General features: G+C 41.5%; 20 protein-coding genes. 14 read left to right on the forward strand and 6 right to left on the reverse strand.

Annotated elements, in window-relative coordinates:
• Positions 1-2: 2 nt before the first annotated feature.
• Together AC0VYV_RS06345 and AC0VYV_RS06350 are read left to right on the forward strand one after the other, a co-directional pair.
• Entirely contained in the window at positions 3-1,607 is a 1,605-nt protein-coding gene (locus AC0VYV_RS06345; RefSeq protein WP_475373458.1) for an extracellular solute-binding protein, read from the forward strand.
• Positions 1,608-3,059, forward strand: a complete 1,452-nt coding sequence (locus tag AC0VYV_RS06350; protein ID WP_475374614.1) for a glycoside hydrolase family 32 protein — start codon at positions 1,608-1,610, stop codon at positions 3,057-3,059.
• A 242-nt stretch (positions 3,060-3,301) separates the two neighbouring features.
• Here the strand turns inward: AC0VYV_RS06350 and AC0VYV_RS06355 are convergent, their stop codons facing one another.
• Positions 3,302-4,696 carry a Mur ligase family protein gene (locus AC0VYV_RS06355; RefSeq protein ID WP_475373460.1) on the reverse strand — a complete coding sequence of 465 codons (1,395 nt, stop codon included), beginning with the start codon at positions 4,694-4,696 and terminating at the stop codon, positions 3,302-3,304.
• 192 nt (positions 4,697-4,888) lie between these two features.
• On the opposite strand from AC0VYV_RS06355, the gene AC0VYV_RS06360 reads away from it, so the two are divergent.
• Positions 4,889-6,226, forward strand: coding sequence for a YheC/YheD family endospore coat-associated protein (locus tag AC0VYV_RS06360; protein ID WP_475373461.1), 1,338 nt, complete (start codon positions 4,889-4,891; stop codon positions 6,224-6,226).
• A 165-nt stretch (positions 6,227-6,391) separates the two neighbouring features.
• Here the strand turns inward: AC0VYV_RS06360 and AC0VYV_RS06365 are convergent, their stop codons facing one another.
• Positions 6,392-6,634 (reverse strand): hypothetical protein, encoded by a 243-nt coding sequence (locus tag AC0VYV_RS06365; RefSeq protein ID WP_430245072.1) that lies wholly within the window; start codon positions 6,632-6,634, stop codon positions 6,392-6,394.
• A gap of 342 nt (positions 6,635-6,976) precedes the next feature.
• Here AC0VYV_RS06365 and AC0VYV_RS06370 point away from each other — a divergent pair, with 342 nt between their 5' ends.
• From AC0VYV_RS06370 to AC0VYV_RS06380, 3 genes are all read left to right on the forward strand, one after another.
• Positions 6,977-7,432, forward strand: coding sequence for a GNAT family N-acetyltransferase (locus AC0VYV_RS06370; protein ID WP_430245070.1), 456 nt, complete (start codon positions 6,977-6,979; stop codon positions 7,430-7,432).
• A 593-nt stretch (positions 7,433-8,025) separates the two neighbouring features.
• On the forward strand, positions 8,026-9,456 hold the full coding sequence (gene aspA, locus AC0VYV_RS06375; RefSeq protein ID WP_475374615.1) for an aspartate ammonia-lyase: 1,431 nt from the start codon (positions 8,026-8,028) through the stop codon (positions 9,454-9,456).
• Between the two features lie 554 nt (positions 9,457-10,010).
• On the forward strand, positions 10,011-10,187 hold the full coding sequence (locus tag AC0VYV_RS06380; protein WP_475374616.1) for a hypothetical protein: 177 nt from the start codon (positions 10,011-10,013) through the stop codon (positions 10,185-10,187).
• Between the two features lie 92 nt (positions 10,188-10,279).
• On the opposite strand, the gene AC0VYV_RS06385 is transcribed toward AC0VYV_RS06380, so the two are convergent.
• The 4 genes from AC0VYV_RS06385 to AC0VYV_RS06400 all read right to left on the reverse strand — a co-directional run bounded on the left by AC0VYV_RS06385 (position 10,280) and on the right by AC0VYV_RS06400 (position 11,896).
• Entirely contained in the window at positions 10,280-10,432 is a 153-nt protein-coding gene (locus tag AC0VYV_RS06385; protein WP_475374617.1) for a hypothetical protein, read from the reverse strand.
• Positions 10,433-10,678: 246 nt separating this feature from the next.
• Positions 10,679-11,002 (reverse strand): hypothetical protein, encoded by a 324-nt coding sequence (locus AC0VYV_RS06390; RefSeq protein ID WP_475366910.1) that lies wholly within the window; start codon positions 11,000-11,002, stop codon positions 10,679-10,681.
• 178 nt (positions 11,003-11,180) lie between these two features.
• Entirely contained in the window at positions 11,181-11,471 is a 291-nt protein-coding gene (locus AC0VYV_RS06395) for a hypothetical protein (RefSeq protein ID WP_475374618.1), read from the reverse strand.
• Positions 11,472-11,617: 146 nt separating this feature from the next.
• Positions 11,618-11,896, reverse strand: a complete 279-nt coding sequence (locus AC0VYV_RS06400) for a hypothetical protein (RefSeq protein WP_430245042.1) — start codon at positions 11,894-11,896, stop codon at positions 11,618-11,620.
• 104 nt (positions 11,897-12,000) lie between these two features.
• On the opposite strand from AC0VYV_RS06400, the gene AC0VYV_RS06405 reads away from it, so the two are divergent.
• The 8 genes from AC0VYV_RS06405 (at position 12,001) to AC0VYV_RS06440 (ending at position 17,005) form a co-directional block, all read left to right on the forward strand.
• A complete protein-coding gene (locus AC0VYV_RS06405) occupies positions 12,001-13,398 on the forward strand; it encodes a Tle-like phospholipase domain-containing protein (protein WP_475374619.1) in 1,398 nt (465 codons plus the stop codon).
• A 17-nt stretch (positions 13,399-13,415) separates the two neighbouring features.
• Positions 13,416-13,718 (forward strand): hypothetical protein, encoded by a 303-nt coding sequence (locus AC0VYV_RS06410; protein WP_475374620.1) that lies wholly within the window; start codon positions 13,416-13,418, stop codon positions 13,716-13,718.
• A gap of 340 nt (positions 13,719-14,058) precedes the next feature.
• Positions 14,059-14,595 carry an RNA polymerase sigma factor SigY gene (gene sigY, locus AC0VYV_RS06415; RefSeq protein ID WP_475374621.1) on the forward strand — a complete coding sequence of 179 codons (537 nt, stop codon included), beginning with the start codon at positions 14,059-14,061 and terminating at the stop codon, positions 14,593-14,595.
• The gene (locus AC0VYV_RS06420; RefSeq protein WP_430245027.1) at positions 14,592-14,924 is read left to right on the forward strand and encodes a YxlC family protein; all 333 of its coding nucleotides are present in this window, start codon (positions 14,592-14,594) and stop codon (positions 14,922-14,924) included. Before sigY ends, AC0VYV_RS06420 begins: the two co-directional genes overlap by 4 nt.
• Positions 14,911-15,120, forward strand: coding sequence for a transcriptional regulator (locus tag AC0VYV_RS06425; RefSeq protein ID WP_159781743.1), 210 nt, complete (start codon positions 14,911-14,913; stop codon positions 15,118-15,120). The genes AC0VYV_RS06420 and AC0VYV_RS06425 overlap by 14 nt, the downstream gene beginning before the upstream one ends.
• A gap of 5 nt (positions 15,121-15,125) precedes the next feature.
• On the forward strand, positions 15,126-15,326 hold the full coding sequence (locus tag AC0VYV_RS06430; RefSeq protein WP_194220751.1) for a PLD nuclease N-terminal domain-containing protein: 201 nt from the start codon (positions 15,126-15,128) through the stop codon (positions 15,324-15,326).
• A gap of 12 nt (positions 15,327-15,338) precedes the next feature.
• Positions 15,339-16,232, forward strand: a complete 894-nt coding sequence (locus AC0VYV_RS06435; protein ID WP_475373473.1) for an ABC transporter ATP-binding protein — start codon at positions 15,339-15,341, stop codon at positions 16,230-16,232.
• Positions 16,229-17,005 (forward strand): ABC transporter permease subunit, encoded by a 777-nt coding sequence (locus AC0VYV_RS06440; protein WP_475373474.1) that lies wholly within the window; start codon positions 16,229-16,231, stop codon positions 17,003-17,005. The genes AC0VYV_RS06435 and AC0VYV_RS06440 overlap by 4 nt, the downstream gene beginning before the upstream one ends.
• The last annotated feature ends 48 nt before the right edge of the window (positions 17,006-17,053 follow it).

Consider the following 17,053-nt stretch of genomic DNA (forward strand, 5'->3'; position numbering starts at 1 on the left):
TTATGAAAAAGGTAAAGAACGCGTTGTTTGGAGTGGTGTTAGGGTCGTTGCTACTATCAGGATGCTCAAATGAACAAAGTGCTGCTAAGGATTACGAGCTATCAAATATTACCTTCCCAGTTGAAGAGGATGTTACGCTTAAGTTTATGACTGGAAGCTCTCCGATGGCTCCGGAAGATCCAAATGATAAATTAATAAGTCAACGTTTGGAAGAGGAAACAGGTGTGCATATTGAGTGGGATAGTTATTCAGGAGAAGCGTTTGTTGAGAAGAGAAATTTAGCAATGTCAAGCGGTGATTTTCCAGATGCGATTATGAACTCTGGATATAGTGACTATGAATTATTAAACCTTGCAGATGATGAAGCGATCATTCCTGTAGAAGATTTAATTGAGGATTATATGCCAAATTTACAAAAGGTGTTTGAACAGGCACCAGAATATAAGGAAATGGTAACTGCACCAGATGGTCATATCTATTCTTTTCCATGGATTGAGGAGCTAGGTACTGGTAAAGAAAAGATTCAGGCAGTAGAGGGCACAGGTTGGATTAATGTGAAATGGCTGGATGAATTAGGACTGGAGATGCCTCAAACGACGAAGGAATTAGAAGAAGTACTCAAGGCGTTTCGAGATCAAGATCCTGCGGGTGAAGGACAAACGATTCCTATGTCCTTTATTTTAAACGGGGGACAAGAGGACCCTGCCTTCTTATTCGGCTCGTTTGGTGAAGGGGACAACTGGAATCATACGGTCGTTTCAAATGATAAAGAAGTCGTATTCACGCCAACTACAGATGGTTATAAAGAGGCGATTAACTATTTACATGGTCTTTATCAGGAAGATTTAATTGACGTGGAAGCGTTTGAGCAGGATTGGAACAATTATGTTGCCAAGGGTGGTAACGAACGCTACGGTGTATATTTCACATGGGATAAGAATAACATCTCAGGTGAAAATTATGAGATGTTGCCTGCTTTGGAGGGACCGGATGGTCAAAAAAATGTAGCCGTAAGCAACTCGCTTGGTTTTGATCGATCAAGAATGGTCATTACGAGTTCTAATCAGAATCTGGAGTTAACAGCAAAATGGATTGATCAGATGTATGCTCCACTTCAGTCCGTTCAAAATAATTGGGGCACATATGGAGATGAAGAGAAACAAAATATCTTCGAATATGATGAAAACGAGGAGATGTTAAAGCATTTAGAACTAGAAGGAACTGCTCCAGTTGAATTACGGGAACAATCAGCGCTTGGTGGTCCGTTAGCTATACTGAATAGCTACTTTGGCGAAATTACAACAATGCCAGATGATGCTGCCTGGAGAATGGACTTACTTCATGAGAAGTTAGTCCCTTACATGAACGCAGATTATACGTACCCAAATGTATTTCTTGAACTAGAAGAACTCGAAACAATTTCTGAAATTGAGGCAGATTTATTTCCTTATGTGGAAAGAAAGCGCTCAGAATGGATTGTCAACGGTACAGTGGATGAAGAATGGGAAGCTAGCTTGGAAGAGTTGGAGCGTTTAGGCTTAACGGAATGGATGGAAATTAAGCAAAATGCATTTAACAAATATATGGAAGCACAGGAGGACAAGTAATTGAAAACGCAAGACTTGCTAACATATAGACCTTACTTACATTTTGCTCCTAAAAAGTATTGGTTGAATGATCCCAATGGCATGGTTTACTTTAAAGGCGAATATCATCTGTTTTTTCAGCACAATCCCAAAGACTGTATACATGGCCCTATGCACTGGGGCCATGCAGTAAGTAAAGATATGATCACTTGGGAACAACTGGATATTGCTTTATACCCTGATGAACTTGGAACGATATTTTCTGGGAGTGTCGTGGTGGATTGGAACAACACATCTGGATTCTTTCCGAATGAACCTGGTTTAGTGGCGATATTTACCCACCATTTACATGAAGAAGGGAAGATGCCCGTTCAAAGGCAAAGTCTCGCATTTAGCCATGACGACGGGAGAACCTGGACAAAATATAAGCATAATCCAGTCCTTGTTGACGATACAATAGTAGACTTTAGAGATCCAAAAGTTATATGGCATAACGATACAAATCGATGGGTGATGGTTGTAGCAACTGGTCAAACGATATCAATTTATTCATCTATCAATCTAATAGACTGGAAATTTGAGAGTGAATTTGGAGAATCGGTAGGGTCTCATGAAGGAGTATGGGAATGTCCTGATTTGTTCGAGCTACCGGTCACTGGAAGTAACAAATCCGAATGGGTGTTGCTAGTTAGCATTGGGGATAATCCGGAATTTGAGAATGGTTCGCGCACTCAATATTTTGTCGGCTCCTTTGATGGCCAAAACTTTTCAACCCATCATGAAGATATTAAGTGGTTAGACGCAGGAAAAGATAATTATGCCGGGGTAAGCTTTTCTGATATTCCTGAGAAGGACGGGAGGAGGATTTACCTTGCCTGGATGAGTAATTGGCGCTATGCAAATGAAGTTCCTACCTATGGTTGGAGAAGCCAAATGACGTTACCGCGCGTTCTTCAACTCCAGCAAGAGCATGAAAGCTATACAATTATTCAAACCCCTGTGCAAGAGCTAGATTCTTATTTTACTGAATCCAAAACCCTAAGGAATGTGGGTGTCTCAGCTGATTCACCGCTAAAGCTTAAGTTGGATGAACCGTATTTTAAAATGAACTTTGTTATTGAGAGTATGGATGCTGAAGCTTATAAGGTTATGTTACATCACTCTGCTGAACATTTTACCTCCATTCACATCGACACGAAAAAGGGAGAATTGTCACTGGACAGGAGTGCATCAGGGGAAGTGGATTTTTCTAGAAATTTCACTCATGTTCAAACAGTAAAAATCGATCGTACGGAGGAGATGAAACTTACGGCAGTGGCTGATGCTTCTTCCATAGAGTTATTCATCAATGATGGAAAATACGCATTAACCAGTCTGATCTATCCTGACAAAATATGCTCAGAGCTTTCTGTATCTAGTGTAGGAGGGGAAATTAACATAGCTAAAGGCACTCTTTCAGTGCCAAGTAAGTAGGTTTCTCTTCAAGATAAAGTTTGACGCAAATGAAGAATAGATAGAATTTACCGCCAACTAGAATGAAGCAAAGATTAACTAAACAAAAGCCTCATCTCAATTATAGAGCAATTGAGATGAGGCTTGTTTTTTTGCATAGCCTTGTATCAAAAACAATCATAGTGGAATTTCAGTACATATTGCTTTACGTTTTCAGCTGAAAAATACGGTTTTACGATAGAGAACGGAACTCATTATGCTTGTTAATTTCTTTTCGATTTCACTACAAGTGATTGTAGCGTATCGCTAAACGATCTTCGCATCGATGTTTTTAAAAGAATCGACGTTTGAGGGGAGGCGAGCTGATCTAAGAGCGTGAGCAGCTGCGATTGCGTTGTCACGTTATGAATGGCTGACGGATTCATGCCTAACTTAGCGGCCTCGCTACAAATCGGATAGGCGTTTTTCCCGACGGCGATTAGCGCATCCACGTCTTTCTTCGCGACAAGCGCACCGACTTTGCGATGCTCCTGCTCGGCGTAGTGACCGAGCTCTTCCATTTCACCGAGGACGGCAACTGTTTTTCTTCCCTGAGCGGTTTCAATGAGAACTTCCAATGCCGCTTCGATAGAAGTTGGATTTGTATTCCACGTGTCATCAATAAGCAGGCTGCCCTTTCTTCCTTCATGAAATTGCAGATGACTTTTGACGTGGTGAAAGGACTTCAAGCGACGGATGGCGTCTGGAATCTTCACGCCAACGAGGGAGGAAGCGGCGATCGCTGCGAGCGCATTGAAGACGTTATGCGTGCCGTATCCTGGTACAAAACAAGAAAATTCACCTTCACGACAAACAAGGATAAAATCCATGCCGTTCTTCTGAAGATTGAACCGAATGCTGCGTGCTCGGAAATGAGCTGACGAATCCTGTCCATAGTAAAGAACCTTACCGGTAAATTCGCTTAGATCAAGGTTTCGGATCGTTTCGTCGTCTCGGTTTAATAGAATCGTCCCGTTCTTTCCAACGGCTTTTAACATCTTCGCTTTTTCCGCGATATACGCATCCTGACTTAGAAATCCCTCGATGTGATCCGTACCAATGGCTGTGATAATACCGATCTGTGGCCGGAAATAATGGGCGGAATAAAGAAGCTGATTAGACCCAGAAACGCCCATCTCAAACACAGCACTGTCTGTTGCACCATCGATTTCTAGTAAATAATCGAGGTTTCTCGCCAGTCCATTATGACTTAACTTCGTACTAACAACGCGATCTCTTTCCTTCAAAATCCACGTGATCATTTCCTTCGTCGTTGTTTTACCGCAGGTGCCTGTCACTCCAATGACAGGTAGCTGAAATAAGCCTCTGTAAAACGAAATAAAGCGATAATACGCTTTTCTAACGTCTTCTACATAAATGACCGTAACGTCTTCTTTCACATTCTTAAGAGCTTTCGGGTTAGAGGTGACAACCATAATATTTTTCGCTTTATCTGGTAAAGACATGGACGACTTTCGTTTAAGCATAAAAACTAACGACTGATCTGTAATAAGGTGCTCTCCATATTTTGCGGCGTTTTTCACTGTTTTTGCGGTGCTTCCAGATAAAACCGTTCCTTCTAGAACAGGAAGGAGCCGTGGTAGTGGAAGATGCTTCATATTAACCACACTTTCGCTTTAGACTTACTCCTATCTTATTCCAGACAAGGGGGAGGTGTACGGGCATATCTCTCCTGTCATTCTACCAATCTTTTAGGAGCACATTCCTATTTACTTCCAAATGCATATACTACCTTCGTAGTCAGTCGGAAGAGAATGATATGTTTTATGCAATGGAGCGGAGGGAGTAGGATGTTAGGCGTCAAATCGTACCTTCAGAAAAATGATCGGTTGATTGTATCGAAGAAATCTCACATTAGTCGCGAGGTACAATCGGAAAAGACTTATCGTATTCAATTTGGCATCAAATACTGGAACGTCACTGTATATCATTCAGATTATGCGAAAGAAGATGAACTCCATCTCTCAACGAACGTAATCGAAGAGCTCGACCTCCCATTATCGTGTCATTATGATGTTATCGTGCAAGGTGACACGATCATTATCGGTCCATTTATTGGGATTCTTTGCGAATTAACAAACAGAAAGCTAGTCGAACTAGTATCCACATACAAAAGCTTCGTCAAAGGCTACCGCGCGATCGGCGGAGCGGTGATAGTCTTCTCTATCGAAGGGATTCAGAAAGAAAAGCGAATGATCAACGGCTTTCTTTATCATCCCGTGAAAAAAGTCTGGGAAGTTATAAAGCTCCCTTATCCTGCCGTCGTGATGTCCATTGCCGAGCCAAGCTTAACGTCCTCCTGGGAGAAGTTTCACGAGTGCATGACCGATTTTGAACTTCGTTTAGGAGGAAGAGTGTTTAACTATCCCCATTTCTCAAAATGGGAAATGTATCAAATGTTGCGTCCTGAATTTAAAGAATATCTGCCGGAAACCGTGCTGTACGAGGATGTGCAGAGCGTCCGCAACATGCTGCGTAGACATGATAGCATCTATATCAAGCCATTAAACGGCCGATTAGGGAAAAGCATATTGAATGTGAAGAAGGAGAAACATCACATTATCGTGAAATACGATGAGAACCGAAGAAGCCGCGAAGAACGTTTCGAAAATCAAGAAGAGAGCGATGCCTTTTTCCGAAAGCATCTTGAGACAAATAGCTTTCTTATTCAGCAAACGATCCCACTCAAAACATACGAACAAAGAGTTATCGATTTTCGCGTGATGACTTCAAAGAATCATAAAGGAATGTGGGAAACAATCGGGATCTATTCACGCTATGGCGCAAAAGGGCAAATCGTCAGCAACATTACGGCCGGCGGTCATACCGAAATAGCGAGGGCAACGTTAAAAAACGTCTGGAAGCTACAGGACAAAGAAATTCAAAGGGTAGAAGAAGAAATGAAACGCGTCGTGTTAAACTCGATTCAGAAAATCGAAGAACAGGGCTACCATCTAGCCAATATCGGCGTTGATATCGGATTAGACGACAACTGTCAGATCTCAATCATTGAAATCAATCATCAAAATCCCGATCCGTATATTGCGATGATGGCGAAGGATCGACTGGCGTTCTATACGAGCCGGTATCAGAATATGAGATATGCACGGTATTTGGGTGGGTTTTAGGTGGGGGATAATTTATGTAGAGAAAACTTCAGTTGGTGTGGGTTTTATAGGTGAATAATTAGAAATAAGCTAGCTATCCTTTTAAATCTTCTTACAAAAAGCTAATCGAGATTAGCACATAAGAAAAGGATAGCTATATTACTCTAATGACATTCTTCAGACGCTTCATTGATTGAACCTTTCAGCAAATTCAACTATCGGATCGACGCGGAAACAAAGCGGCTTCATCTCTTTAAACGAACACATCACTTGATCGGATGATTCATCAAAGAAGACGATCGCATAATCATCATCACTTTCCGAGAAAACACGCTGCCCATAAGGTAGCGAATCATCATGTTGAAGTGTAATATCCTCTATATCAAATGTTGAATAAATCCATTCTTGTACTCGCTCACGAGCTTCCATGTTTTAACCTCCTTTAGTAATCACTACTCCTATTGTTACCCGGATTAAATGATGATTAAGCCATTTTTATGTTATTTTAAGTAACAGAGACCTTTTTTAGATGGGTGAAAATGGCACGTAATAGGCGGCGAACTAACGGTTGAAATCGGACGGAATGAGGTTTTAGATCCTAGAGGAAGAGCATTTAGCGAGATTAGTATTAGTGAATGTTAGAATGATTCTAGTTAGCTAATAAAAAGTGATTTTAGCCAATATATTTCGTTTTTAGCCAATAAAATGATAAATTAGCCAATATATTGGTATTTCGGCCAATAAACAGCCGTTTACCGGAGGAGAGACGTTATGAAATTTCATTTTGTTCCAATCTCATTCGAATCTGCACAGGAGATTGATGATTGGCACTATGAGGGAAAGTTTGCTGACCTTTATATGACCCCTTACTTTATATCTGGTGAGAAAAATGGTGTTTTCACAGGTCCTGGGGGCTGCGATGGATTTGTCGCTATGCATGAAGGGACTGTTTCAGGTTTATTTGAGTTTACGATCGTCGATGGAGGATTGGAGATCGGACTTGCTTTAGCTCCTGATTTAATTGGAAAGGGAATAGGTCCCGATTTCGTGAAACAGGGCATTGCTTTCGGTTTAGAGCAATATGAAGGCGTGAACGATTTTATCCAGTTAGAAGTGGCTGCCGCAAACAAACCGGCCATGCGCGTGTATGAGAAGGTAGGGTTTGTGAAGACAAACCAGTCCGCAGATCAGGTTGAAATGAGGCTTCCCGTAAAGCAGAAGCTTTAATACTGTATTAAAAAAACTATGGTCTATCAGTACATAATCGCCTCTCACTCTTTCGCCCCATTCAAGCATTATTGAATGGGGCCATTCGTTGTGTTTCGGAAAATGGGGAGAGGGATTGTCTCTTCGATTTGAGCGATAGAACGGAGGGGATGCGGTATCCCGATTCATAACTAGCGTAGTTAGCTAGGCTAAGGTGGTCAGCCGTTGCTTGTATGGACCAATTCCTTAGTTCCGTTAAATGTTTTAGCCTCATATAAAACGCGAGCTATAGAAACTTTTTACATAGATTAGCTTAACCAAATAAAAGCTTCTATAAAAAGGTACGCCTATTATGTCCAAAAGCCTTGAACTATTTCATGAAGTAATTATAATGGGGAATGTTGATACGCGTTACACGAACTATTTCAAGTGATGGAAATGTTATTTATGAATAAATACTAGGGGGGAACCATCCCCCCGCTAGAAGCAGAGAATGGGTAAATTTCAGGCATATCTGTAGAGAAATTGGTGCAGTTTGTGAAACCACCTTTTGCCGGAATTTTAACACGACAGTTCGATAGATTAGAAGACGAAGCATAAGAAGGAGAATCATCATGCCGACAACAATGAGCAACACAAGAATCGAATCCGATTTTTTGGGAGAAAAAGAAGTTCCGGTTGATGCCTATTATGGCATTCAAACGCTGCGCGCGGTGGAGAACTTTCCGATCACGGGGTATCGCATCCATGAAGAATTGATCAAAGGGTTCGCCATGGTGAAGAAAGCGGCGGCGCTCGCCAACATGGAAGTGAAGCATCTGTATGCTGGAATCGGAAACGCAATCGTTGAAGCAGCGGATGAATTGTTGGAAGGAAAGATGCATGATCACATCATCGTCGACCCGATCCAGGGAGGCGCTGGTACTTCCATTAACATGAACGTGAACGAGGTTATCGCGAACCGTGCCATTGAATTGTTAGGCGAAGAAAAAGGGAACTATATCGCTTGTAGCCCGAACACACATGTGAATATGTCACAGTCAACAAACGACTCGTTTCCAACAGCGATTCATCTGTCCGTCTTAAATATGATGGAACAGTTGCTAAGCACAATGGAAGACATGCATGCTGCTTTCGAACAAAAAGCAGAAGAGTTTAACCACATTATTAAAATGGGACGCACCCATCTTCAGGACGCCGTGCCGATTCGACTTGGTCAGGAGTTTCAAGCTTACAGTCGCGTGATTGCGCGCGATATGAAACGGATCAAACAATCCCGTCAGCATTTGTATGAATTGAACATGGGCGCAACGGCAGTAGGAACGGGACTGAATGCCGATCCGCGCTATATTGAATTCGTCGTAAAAGAACTAGCGGAAATTAGCGGTTTACCACTCGTAGGAGCGGAAGATATGGTCGACGCCACGCAAAATACCGACGCCTACACCGAAGTTTCTGGCGTGTTAAAAGTGTGTATGATGAACATGTCAAAAATCGCAAATGACCTAAGGCTAATGGCGTCCGGACCACGAGCAGGATTAGGCGAAATCAGCTTGCCAGCAAGACAGCCCGGATCTTCGATTATGCCTGGTAAAGTGAATCCCGTCTTACCCGAAGTTATTAACCAGGTCGCTTTCCAGGTAATCGGAAACGACAACACGATCTGCCTCGCTTCAGAAGCAGGGCAGCTCGAATTAAACGTCATGGAACCCGTGCTCGTCTTCAATTTGCTTCAATCACTCAGCATCATGAAGAACACGTTCCGCACGTTCACAGACAACTGCCTAAAAGGCATCGAAGCAAACGAAGACCGACTCAATGAGTACGTCGAAAAAAGCGTCGGCGTCCTAACCGCCGTAAACCCGCACATCGGCTATGAAGTAGCCGCGCGAATCGCCAGAGAAGCAATCCTAAGCGGCGCCTCGATCCGAGAGCTTTGCTTGAAGTACGATGTGCTCACAGAAGAAGAACTAAACTTAATCTTAGATCCGTACGAAATGACCCATCCAGGAATCGCTGGTGTGTCGTTGTTTGATCGAGAGTAAGCCGAACGGTGTTTGAAAGATAGATCGAGAATAGGGAAAAGCCGTACTTAGCGCTCGCGCGAGGTGCGGCTTTTTTGTAGTGGTGATGGAGGGCGGGCGGTGGTTAGGTTGGGGGGCGGTGGTTAGAATGATTCTAGTTAGCTAATAAAATGGAATTTTGGCCAATATATTTTGGTTTTGGCCAATAAAAATGGGAATTGGCCAATATAATCGGATTTTAGCCAATATAGAGGCTGTCACTCGTAATAGGACGGAAGACGACTACATAAATACCAACACATCTGCGCTTTACACGCATTTTTCATCTCGCTCCAATGAAAAGTTCCACAATGGCTGCTGAAATGAAATAGATAACTCTCAACATTAGCTGATGACTAAGCGGAGGAAGAGGTTTTCGTGATTAAGTGAAGCAAGCTAGAAGAGCGAGAGATAGTTGATTTGCTAGTCTCATTACGATAGAAAAGCATGTTTCGTATATGGGGTAAAGTGGTAGTTAAGATATAAAGTTACAATATTTGGATGGTGTGAGAATAGGAGCTTTGAAGGAGGTAAACATGTCTTTTGGTAAGAGGTTCCTTATTACATGGTTGGTTGTAATGGTATTAATGAGTATTGAGTATGTATTTTTGCCTGATCACGTCATTATAAAGGGTCTTGCACTAGGTTTACCAACCATGACAGTTGTGACCGTCTTGAACAAAATGTATCCCAAAAAAGAAAAAACGAATTGATCTGCATAGCTAGATATGATTCTTCCTAAGCTAAACGAATAAAAGCCATACAAATCCCATGAAGTGGTCTGTATGGTTTTTATGGGTCCTCTTTACGAACCACAAATCTGTTCTTTACAAGCTTCTTTCATCTCTGGAAACCCTTCCCCTAATCCTAAACTTCCAGCAGTAAAATCATTATCGATTCCAGCTGAGAACCTAGCTTCACCACCATTGACCGTTCCATCTACATTTAGTCCACCCATTTCGCTTTGATAAACTTTAGTGACCTCAACGGATTCAATCTCTTCATAATTATTCGTGATAAATTTCTCAATAGAAGCCTTTGCTTTTTCCTGTGTTTCGTCGTCATAATCCTCGCTCTGCGTATGGAAGCTACAAGCAGCTAACAGGAGAAGAACGACAAGGGGAAACGTTTTTAATGTAGAAATAGAACCATCTCCTAACCTTTAGCGCGAATATGGAGCAAGCGCATTGAATGTGAGAAACAATTAATCGTCACATAATCTCTCCAAACATTCTTCTTTCTTTTCAGGAAACTGTTCACTTTGAATCGCTACCCCAGCTACCATCAGATCAGTGTCCAGGCTTACAGAAAAAGCTTCACCGTTTGCTTTACCATCCACGGTCATAATCCCCATTTCTGCTTCATAGGGCTCGGTTACTGTAAGGGTTTCGATGTTAGCGTAATTGTTTTCTATGTAACTCGTCACGTTTGCTTGTGCTTCTCTCACTGTTGTTTCGCTGTATTCTTTCGTACTACAACCAACTAATAAAATGAGCGATACAATGGTGTAAATACGGATGAATTTCATTTGAGCATCACCTCGAGATGAATCATTTTATGTATAAATTTCAATCGGCTAGCTTTATGCATTTTCTCGTTTAGTCTAAACAGTATAAAAGGGAAGAAAGTAGCCCACATACTGCAAAAAGAAAACCTGCTTGCACAGACAAAATCTGTGGCAACAAGCTGAGAGAGCACTATCTTTATTACTTACTTATTTCATAGTCACAAGATTGCTCTTTACATTCTTCTTTAGGCTCTGGAAAGCCTTCCCCCATGCCAATACTTCCAACTGTAAAATCATCATTCACTCCGATATTAAATGTCGCTTTTTTATTAACAGTACCTTCAAGAACAAGTCTACCCATCGGTGCAGAAGGAGACTCTTTAAACTCTACCCTTTCGACATTGTGATAATTATTTATAATGTAACTTTCTACGCTCGCTTTCGCTTTTTTGATAGTTTCTTCGCTATAGTTTTCACTGTTAGAGTTCACACTGCAGCTCCCTAATAGTATAACAACGGAAAAAATTAAAATGAGACGAGAATACAAAAAATCACCTCATATGATAGTTGGAGTGAAAATTTAAGATAAAGAAGATACAAGGAATTTTCCGTATTTCATATTTGTGTATAACAGTCTTAATCACAAATCTGTTCTTTACATTCTTCTTTCATATCAGGAAATTTTTCTCCTGGACTTAAATTACCGATAGAAAAATCATTTCTAACTCCTGCTTTAAATTCAGCTGCCCCGTCATTAACAGTACCCTCAATATTTAATCCGCCCATTTCACTTTGATAGAGTTTAGTGATTTCAACGGAGTCGATATCTTCATAATTGCTAACTACGAAACTTCTAACTGCTTCTTTCGCTTTTTCCTTAGTTTCATCATCATAGTTTTCACTTTGTGAGTTCACACCACAACCTCCTAATAGTATAATCAATATAATGGGTAAAAATAACAGTTTGTAGATAGGATAACCTCCTTAACTTTCGTTTCAAACAAAGGGAGAGATTTATTATGATAAATGAAATGACTGCTAGTGAAATTTCGGAAATAGCATATGACGACATTAAATCTGAAGTTTTAGTAAAAGTGTCTCCAACTAATTATGTTGTTTGGAAGAAGATTGGTACTATTGAAAACACAGAAACTGGGCTTTTTGGATACGTATTAAAAAATTCTAATACTGAAGATATTGTTATTAGCTTCAGAGGAACTGAAATGCCCACATTTGTTGAAACAAAGGTTGAGTCAAAATACGTTGGAACCCCTTCCCAAGACGCGATGTTAGCGACCGGTGATGCAAGCATCGAAAATGGAAATCTCGTATATGAGAAAAACACCATCAATAAAGCAGACATTGCTGAATCGTATAAAGATGTTAAAGAAGACCTCGAAGGCATCGTTTTAGGCAATTCCAATTATACCAAAAAGAGGTATGGGACAACAGCCTATTTAGGAACCCCTTCGCAGGATGCGAGTCTAGCAAGTGGTCGAGCTGAATTAGATCCAAAATCTGAAACCATTTCGTATATACATAAGAATCAATTTACTGAAGCGGAAGAAAAAGTGGATCACTATGTGGAGAAGTTTGGAGCTAAAAACATCACCTTTGTTGGTCACTCACTTGGTGGCGGATTAGCGCAGTATTTTGCGGTCAATCACGATTCGAATGCCGTCACATTTGCAGCTGCAGATATTTATTCACTATTAACACCTGAGCAAAAGCAAAACGCGATTAATGGGGAGTACAAAGATAATGTTATCAGCTATACCTATCCTGATGACGTGGTAGGCACCTATTATGAGAAATCGGTTGGATCCGTTTATTATATGAATGATCCAGGCCAAGCGGGTATGCCTGGTGTTGCCATGCACGGGATTAAAAATTACTTAGATACTAGTTTGTATGATGACGAAGGCTACTTTGTCCCACAAGTGCTCTTCGACGAAAAACTTCAAAGTCAACTCAACCTATCCCCACTAGCTCTAAAAAACAGCGGTGTCTCTGACTTCCATATCCAAATCCAAGAAGCCTTAATGGAAATGTATGTACAAGAAATGAAGCAGAGCGAGGAGCAAATTGAAGCAACGAAACAGGCGTTGCTCGAATTCCTTGATGTGTACATGAACACGATGCGCGACATGAAAAGCAAATACATCAATTCGGTAGGAAGCGGACAATTCGATAAATTAAATGCCTCCGACGTGGAGAGCTACTTTCACGAGTTTACGAAAGCGCCAGTTGACGGTGTGCCGATGCTATTTGATATCCAGATGTTCGATAGCTTAATGGCGTCACTTGGTGATACGCATCAGGATACAGCGGATATTGCTTACAACATGGAACGAATGAGTCAAGACTTGATGCGAGCTGATCAATATCTCGCACAGTGGCTACGATACGAATCATAAAGAGAAGAGGTGAAGAAATGGACTTTGATTTTGACTGGTGGAACGATTACTGGGAAAGGCAGCGGCAAAAAGATGCCTTAAGAACGCAGATCAAAAGTGATCTAGAAGCGGAAGCAAATCTATTAAACACTCATTTAGAACATTGCTACGCGGTCGGTTCCCTTAGTGAACGTCATAAAGCAATTCTTAACCAGATTGAACATAACTTCGATGGCCAGGCAAATAAGGCGCTGGTGCAGCGGTTTGAAGAGAATGAGTTGAAGTTAATGAAGATGAAGATGATGTATGAAATGTTGCATGACAGTATAAAGGTAAGGTGAAGGACGTCTCGGAATCGGGAGGTCCTATTATTTTTGAATTTTGTAAGTTAGTAGAGTAAGAGGTGTAGGGTACACACAGTGAATAGATAGGTTGTATGGAGACAAACTTCTATAGGTGCAATTGAATGGAGAGCCGATAGCTTATTGTCATTTAACACGCTCAACTTGGTTTTGAAGCGTTGAAGAAGGAAAGATAGAGAGGCTAACTTCTGAAAGACGGAGGTTAGCTTTTTATGTATCATTTGTGGAAAGGGTATTGATCAAGCTAAATAAATTTAATTCAAATGAACGATTTCTAAGAGGACAGCGTCATATAGGTGCAGGTAAAGGAGAGGGTTGTATGGAACGCGAGGAGGGAATTCAATTAATTCAGCAGGCACAAGCTGGAAACGATGATGCGTTCACTCAGCTTTTTCAGTGCTATTATGCTTTCCTCTATAAGTATCTTTTAAAGCTAACCTTAAATGAAGAGAACAGCGTGGATCTTGCTCAGGAAACCATGATGAAGTGTTACGTCAAACTTTCTTCTTATAAAGGAGAAGGGAAGTTCTCGACGTGGATGATTTCGATCGCTTCTAGGCTGTACATTGACATGCTTCGGAAAGAAAAACGAGAAAAGAAATGGGTGGATGAAGAGAAGCGTACCTTATCGCGAAAGTTAGCGTGGGAATCGAGTACAAAAGGAATGAATTGGAGCGATCTTTTCACAGATTTTAATACGTTAGACTCCACGCTCAGAGTTCCGATCTTGTTACGGCATTATTATGGCTACTCGTATGATGAAATTGGGAAAATGCTCGGGATACGCTCAGGAACAGTGAAATCCAGGGTGCATACTGGTTTACGGAAGTTACGAAAGGAGTTGGATACGCCGTGAATGACAAGGAAGAAGAAAAGATTGTGCAACACCTTAAACAGGATTGGCAGCATATCGATGATCTTGGAAAAGGTTCACTTTCTCAGCTTGATATGGAGAAACAACTAGTCCTGTTTCAACAAAAAAAGAAAAAAGCGTTTTACATCGAAAGTACGCTCTTCTTGTTAACAGCGGTCGTGATTTTAACCGTGGTTATCGTAAGTCTTTTTGAAGCTCCACTTTTCTTTCTATACTTCCAGATCGTTGCAACTCTGATTGCTCCTTTTGCTGTCTATTTCACTTATAAGAAAGTGAATAAGAAAGGAATGTTTGATTATGACAAATCTTGAGCTCTACGTCTTTGTTCCGATTCTTATTCTCTTGTTACTCACGCAAAGCATGCTTCTCTTTGTAGATGCAAAGAAAAAAGGGAGTTACCCGTGGCTATGGGGGATCTGGGGATTGATTCAATTACCGATGCCGACCTTATTTTACTTGCTGTTCGTCGTTTGGCCATATAAACGAAGGCTAAAAGGGAAGAGGTGAAAAAAATGGACATCTTGAACGATATAAATTGGGCGTTAGTGGCGCCATTGCTGATCTTGCAAGCGATCTTAACCATTTCAGCGCTTGTTAGTTGTATCAAACAAAAGGAAACAAACGGACCAAAGTGGATGTGGATCCTTCTTATTCTCTTTGTGAATCTCTTTGGGGCAATCCTTTACTTTGTGATCGGACGTAAAAACAGTTAGGCGGTGAATATCATGCTAGTTAAAATCGACAATCTATCGAAACAGTTTAAAGGTAAAAAAGCTGTCTCGAATCTCTCCTTCACCATTCAAGAGGGAAGCTGCATGGCCCTATTAGGTCCTAATGGAGCGGGTAAAACAACGACGCTGCAAATGTTAGCGCGAATGCTCACACCTGACTCAGGATCCATTCAATTTAAGGGGTATCCGAATAAAGACTACCGGCCATTGATTGGCTTCTTGCCTCAGCATCCGTCCTTTTTTAATTGGATGACAGCCAAAGAATTTCTTTCTTTCGCCGGTAAGCTATCGTCGATACCAAAGGCAGAGCTTCATGATCGCGTAGTGGAGGTGCTAGCGTTCGTCAGCTTAGAAGAGGCGATGACTACAAAAATCGGTGGCTTTTCAGGTGGAATGAAACAGCGCCTCGGGTTAGCGCAGGCCTTGCTTCACAAACCGAAGCTTCTCATTCTAGACGAACCGGTATCTGCGCTCGATCCAAAAGGAAGACGAGACTTTTTACAACTGATCGAAGTACTGAAACAGAACATGACGGTTTTATTTTCGACCCATATCTTACACGATGCCCAGCAAATTTGCGATGAAGTTCTTATTCTGCAAGATGGCTGTTTAAAGTGGAAAGGGTCATTACCTTCCTTACGTAAAGAATTTGATCTATTGCCGATTAAATTACAAACCGAAGAACCGATGAATGGAATCATCGAACAGCTTGAGATCATCGAAGCTTATGAATACATGGATCCTAAAACTGTGAAAGTAAGACTTCCTGAGCATGTTCACCCAAATGAGCTGTTACAGGAGCTCATTAACCGGAATAAAGCAGTAACTCACTTTGAAATGATGCATGATTCATTAGAAGATGCTTATATGAAGGTTGTGAGACAATGAATCGGTTTCTAACGCTATTACACAAAGAAATCACTGAACTGATGCGGAATGGTAAGTTGATTTGGCTCCCGGTTGTGCTGATGATCATCGGTATCTCCCAACCTCTAACAAGTTACTATATGCCACAAATTCTCGATATGGCCGGTAATCTACCAGAAGGAGCTAGTATCTCGATCCCCACACCTACGGGTGAAGAAGTATTGAGCGGCGCCCTCTCTCAATATGGCACGATCGGTACCCTGCTGTTCGTTCTCGCAACCATGAATGTGATCGCTCAGGAACGACAAAACGGTTCCATTACGCTTGTTATGGTGCGCCCCGTTAACGAGTGGCAATACTTAGGCAGTAAGACTGTTGCCCAGCTTGCCCTCTTGCTCTTATCACTTCTATTAAGTTACTGCCTCACATGGTATTATACGAATTTATTATTTACTTCAGTAGACTGGAAGCTCATGATGAGTAGCCTCGTCATTTACTCCTTTTGGGTTCTCTTTGTCGTCGCAGTTACTATTTTTGTCGGAACAATCCTCCAGCATAATGGCGGAATAGCGGGCGTCAGTATTCTCTTCCTCTCGCTGCTCAGCCTGCTAACGTCATTACTTCCGAAATTCATTGAATGGAGCCCAGGGAATATACGGGGAGAAGCGATGAAGGTTTTAGTCGAGCAACAATGGACCCAATCAACATGGGTCGTCATCGGTAGCACGACAATCTTATCGCTCTTACTGTTTATTGCAGGTGTTATGGTGCTGAAGAGGTATAAACATTATTAATAGCGGGTGACAGGCACCCGCGAATTCCCTACGACTAACGTATAAAAG

This window comes from Anaerobacillus sp. QJM3NY_17, assembly GCF_056173665.1.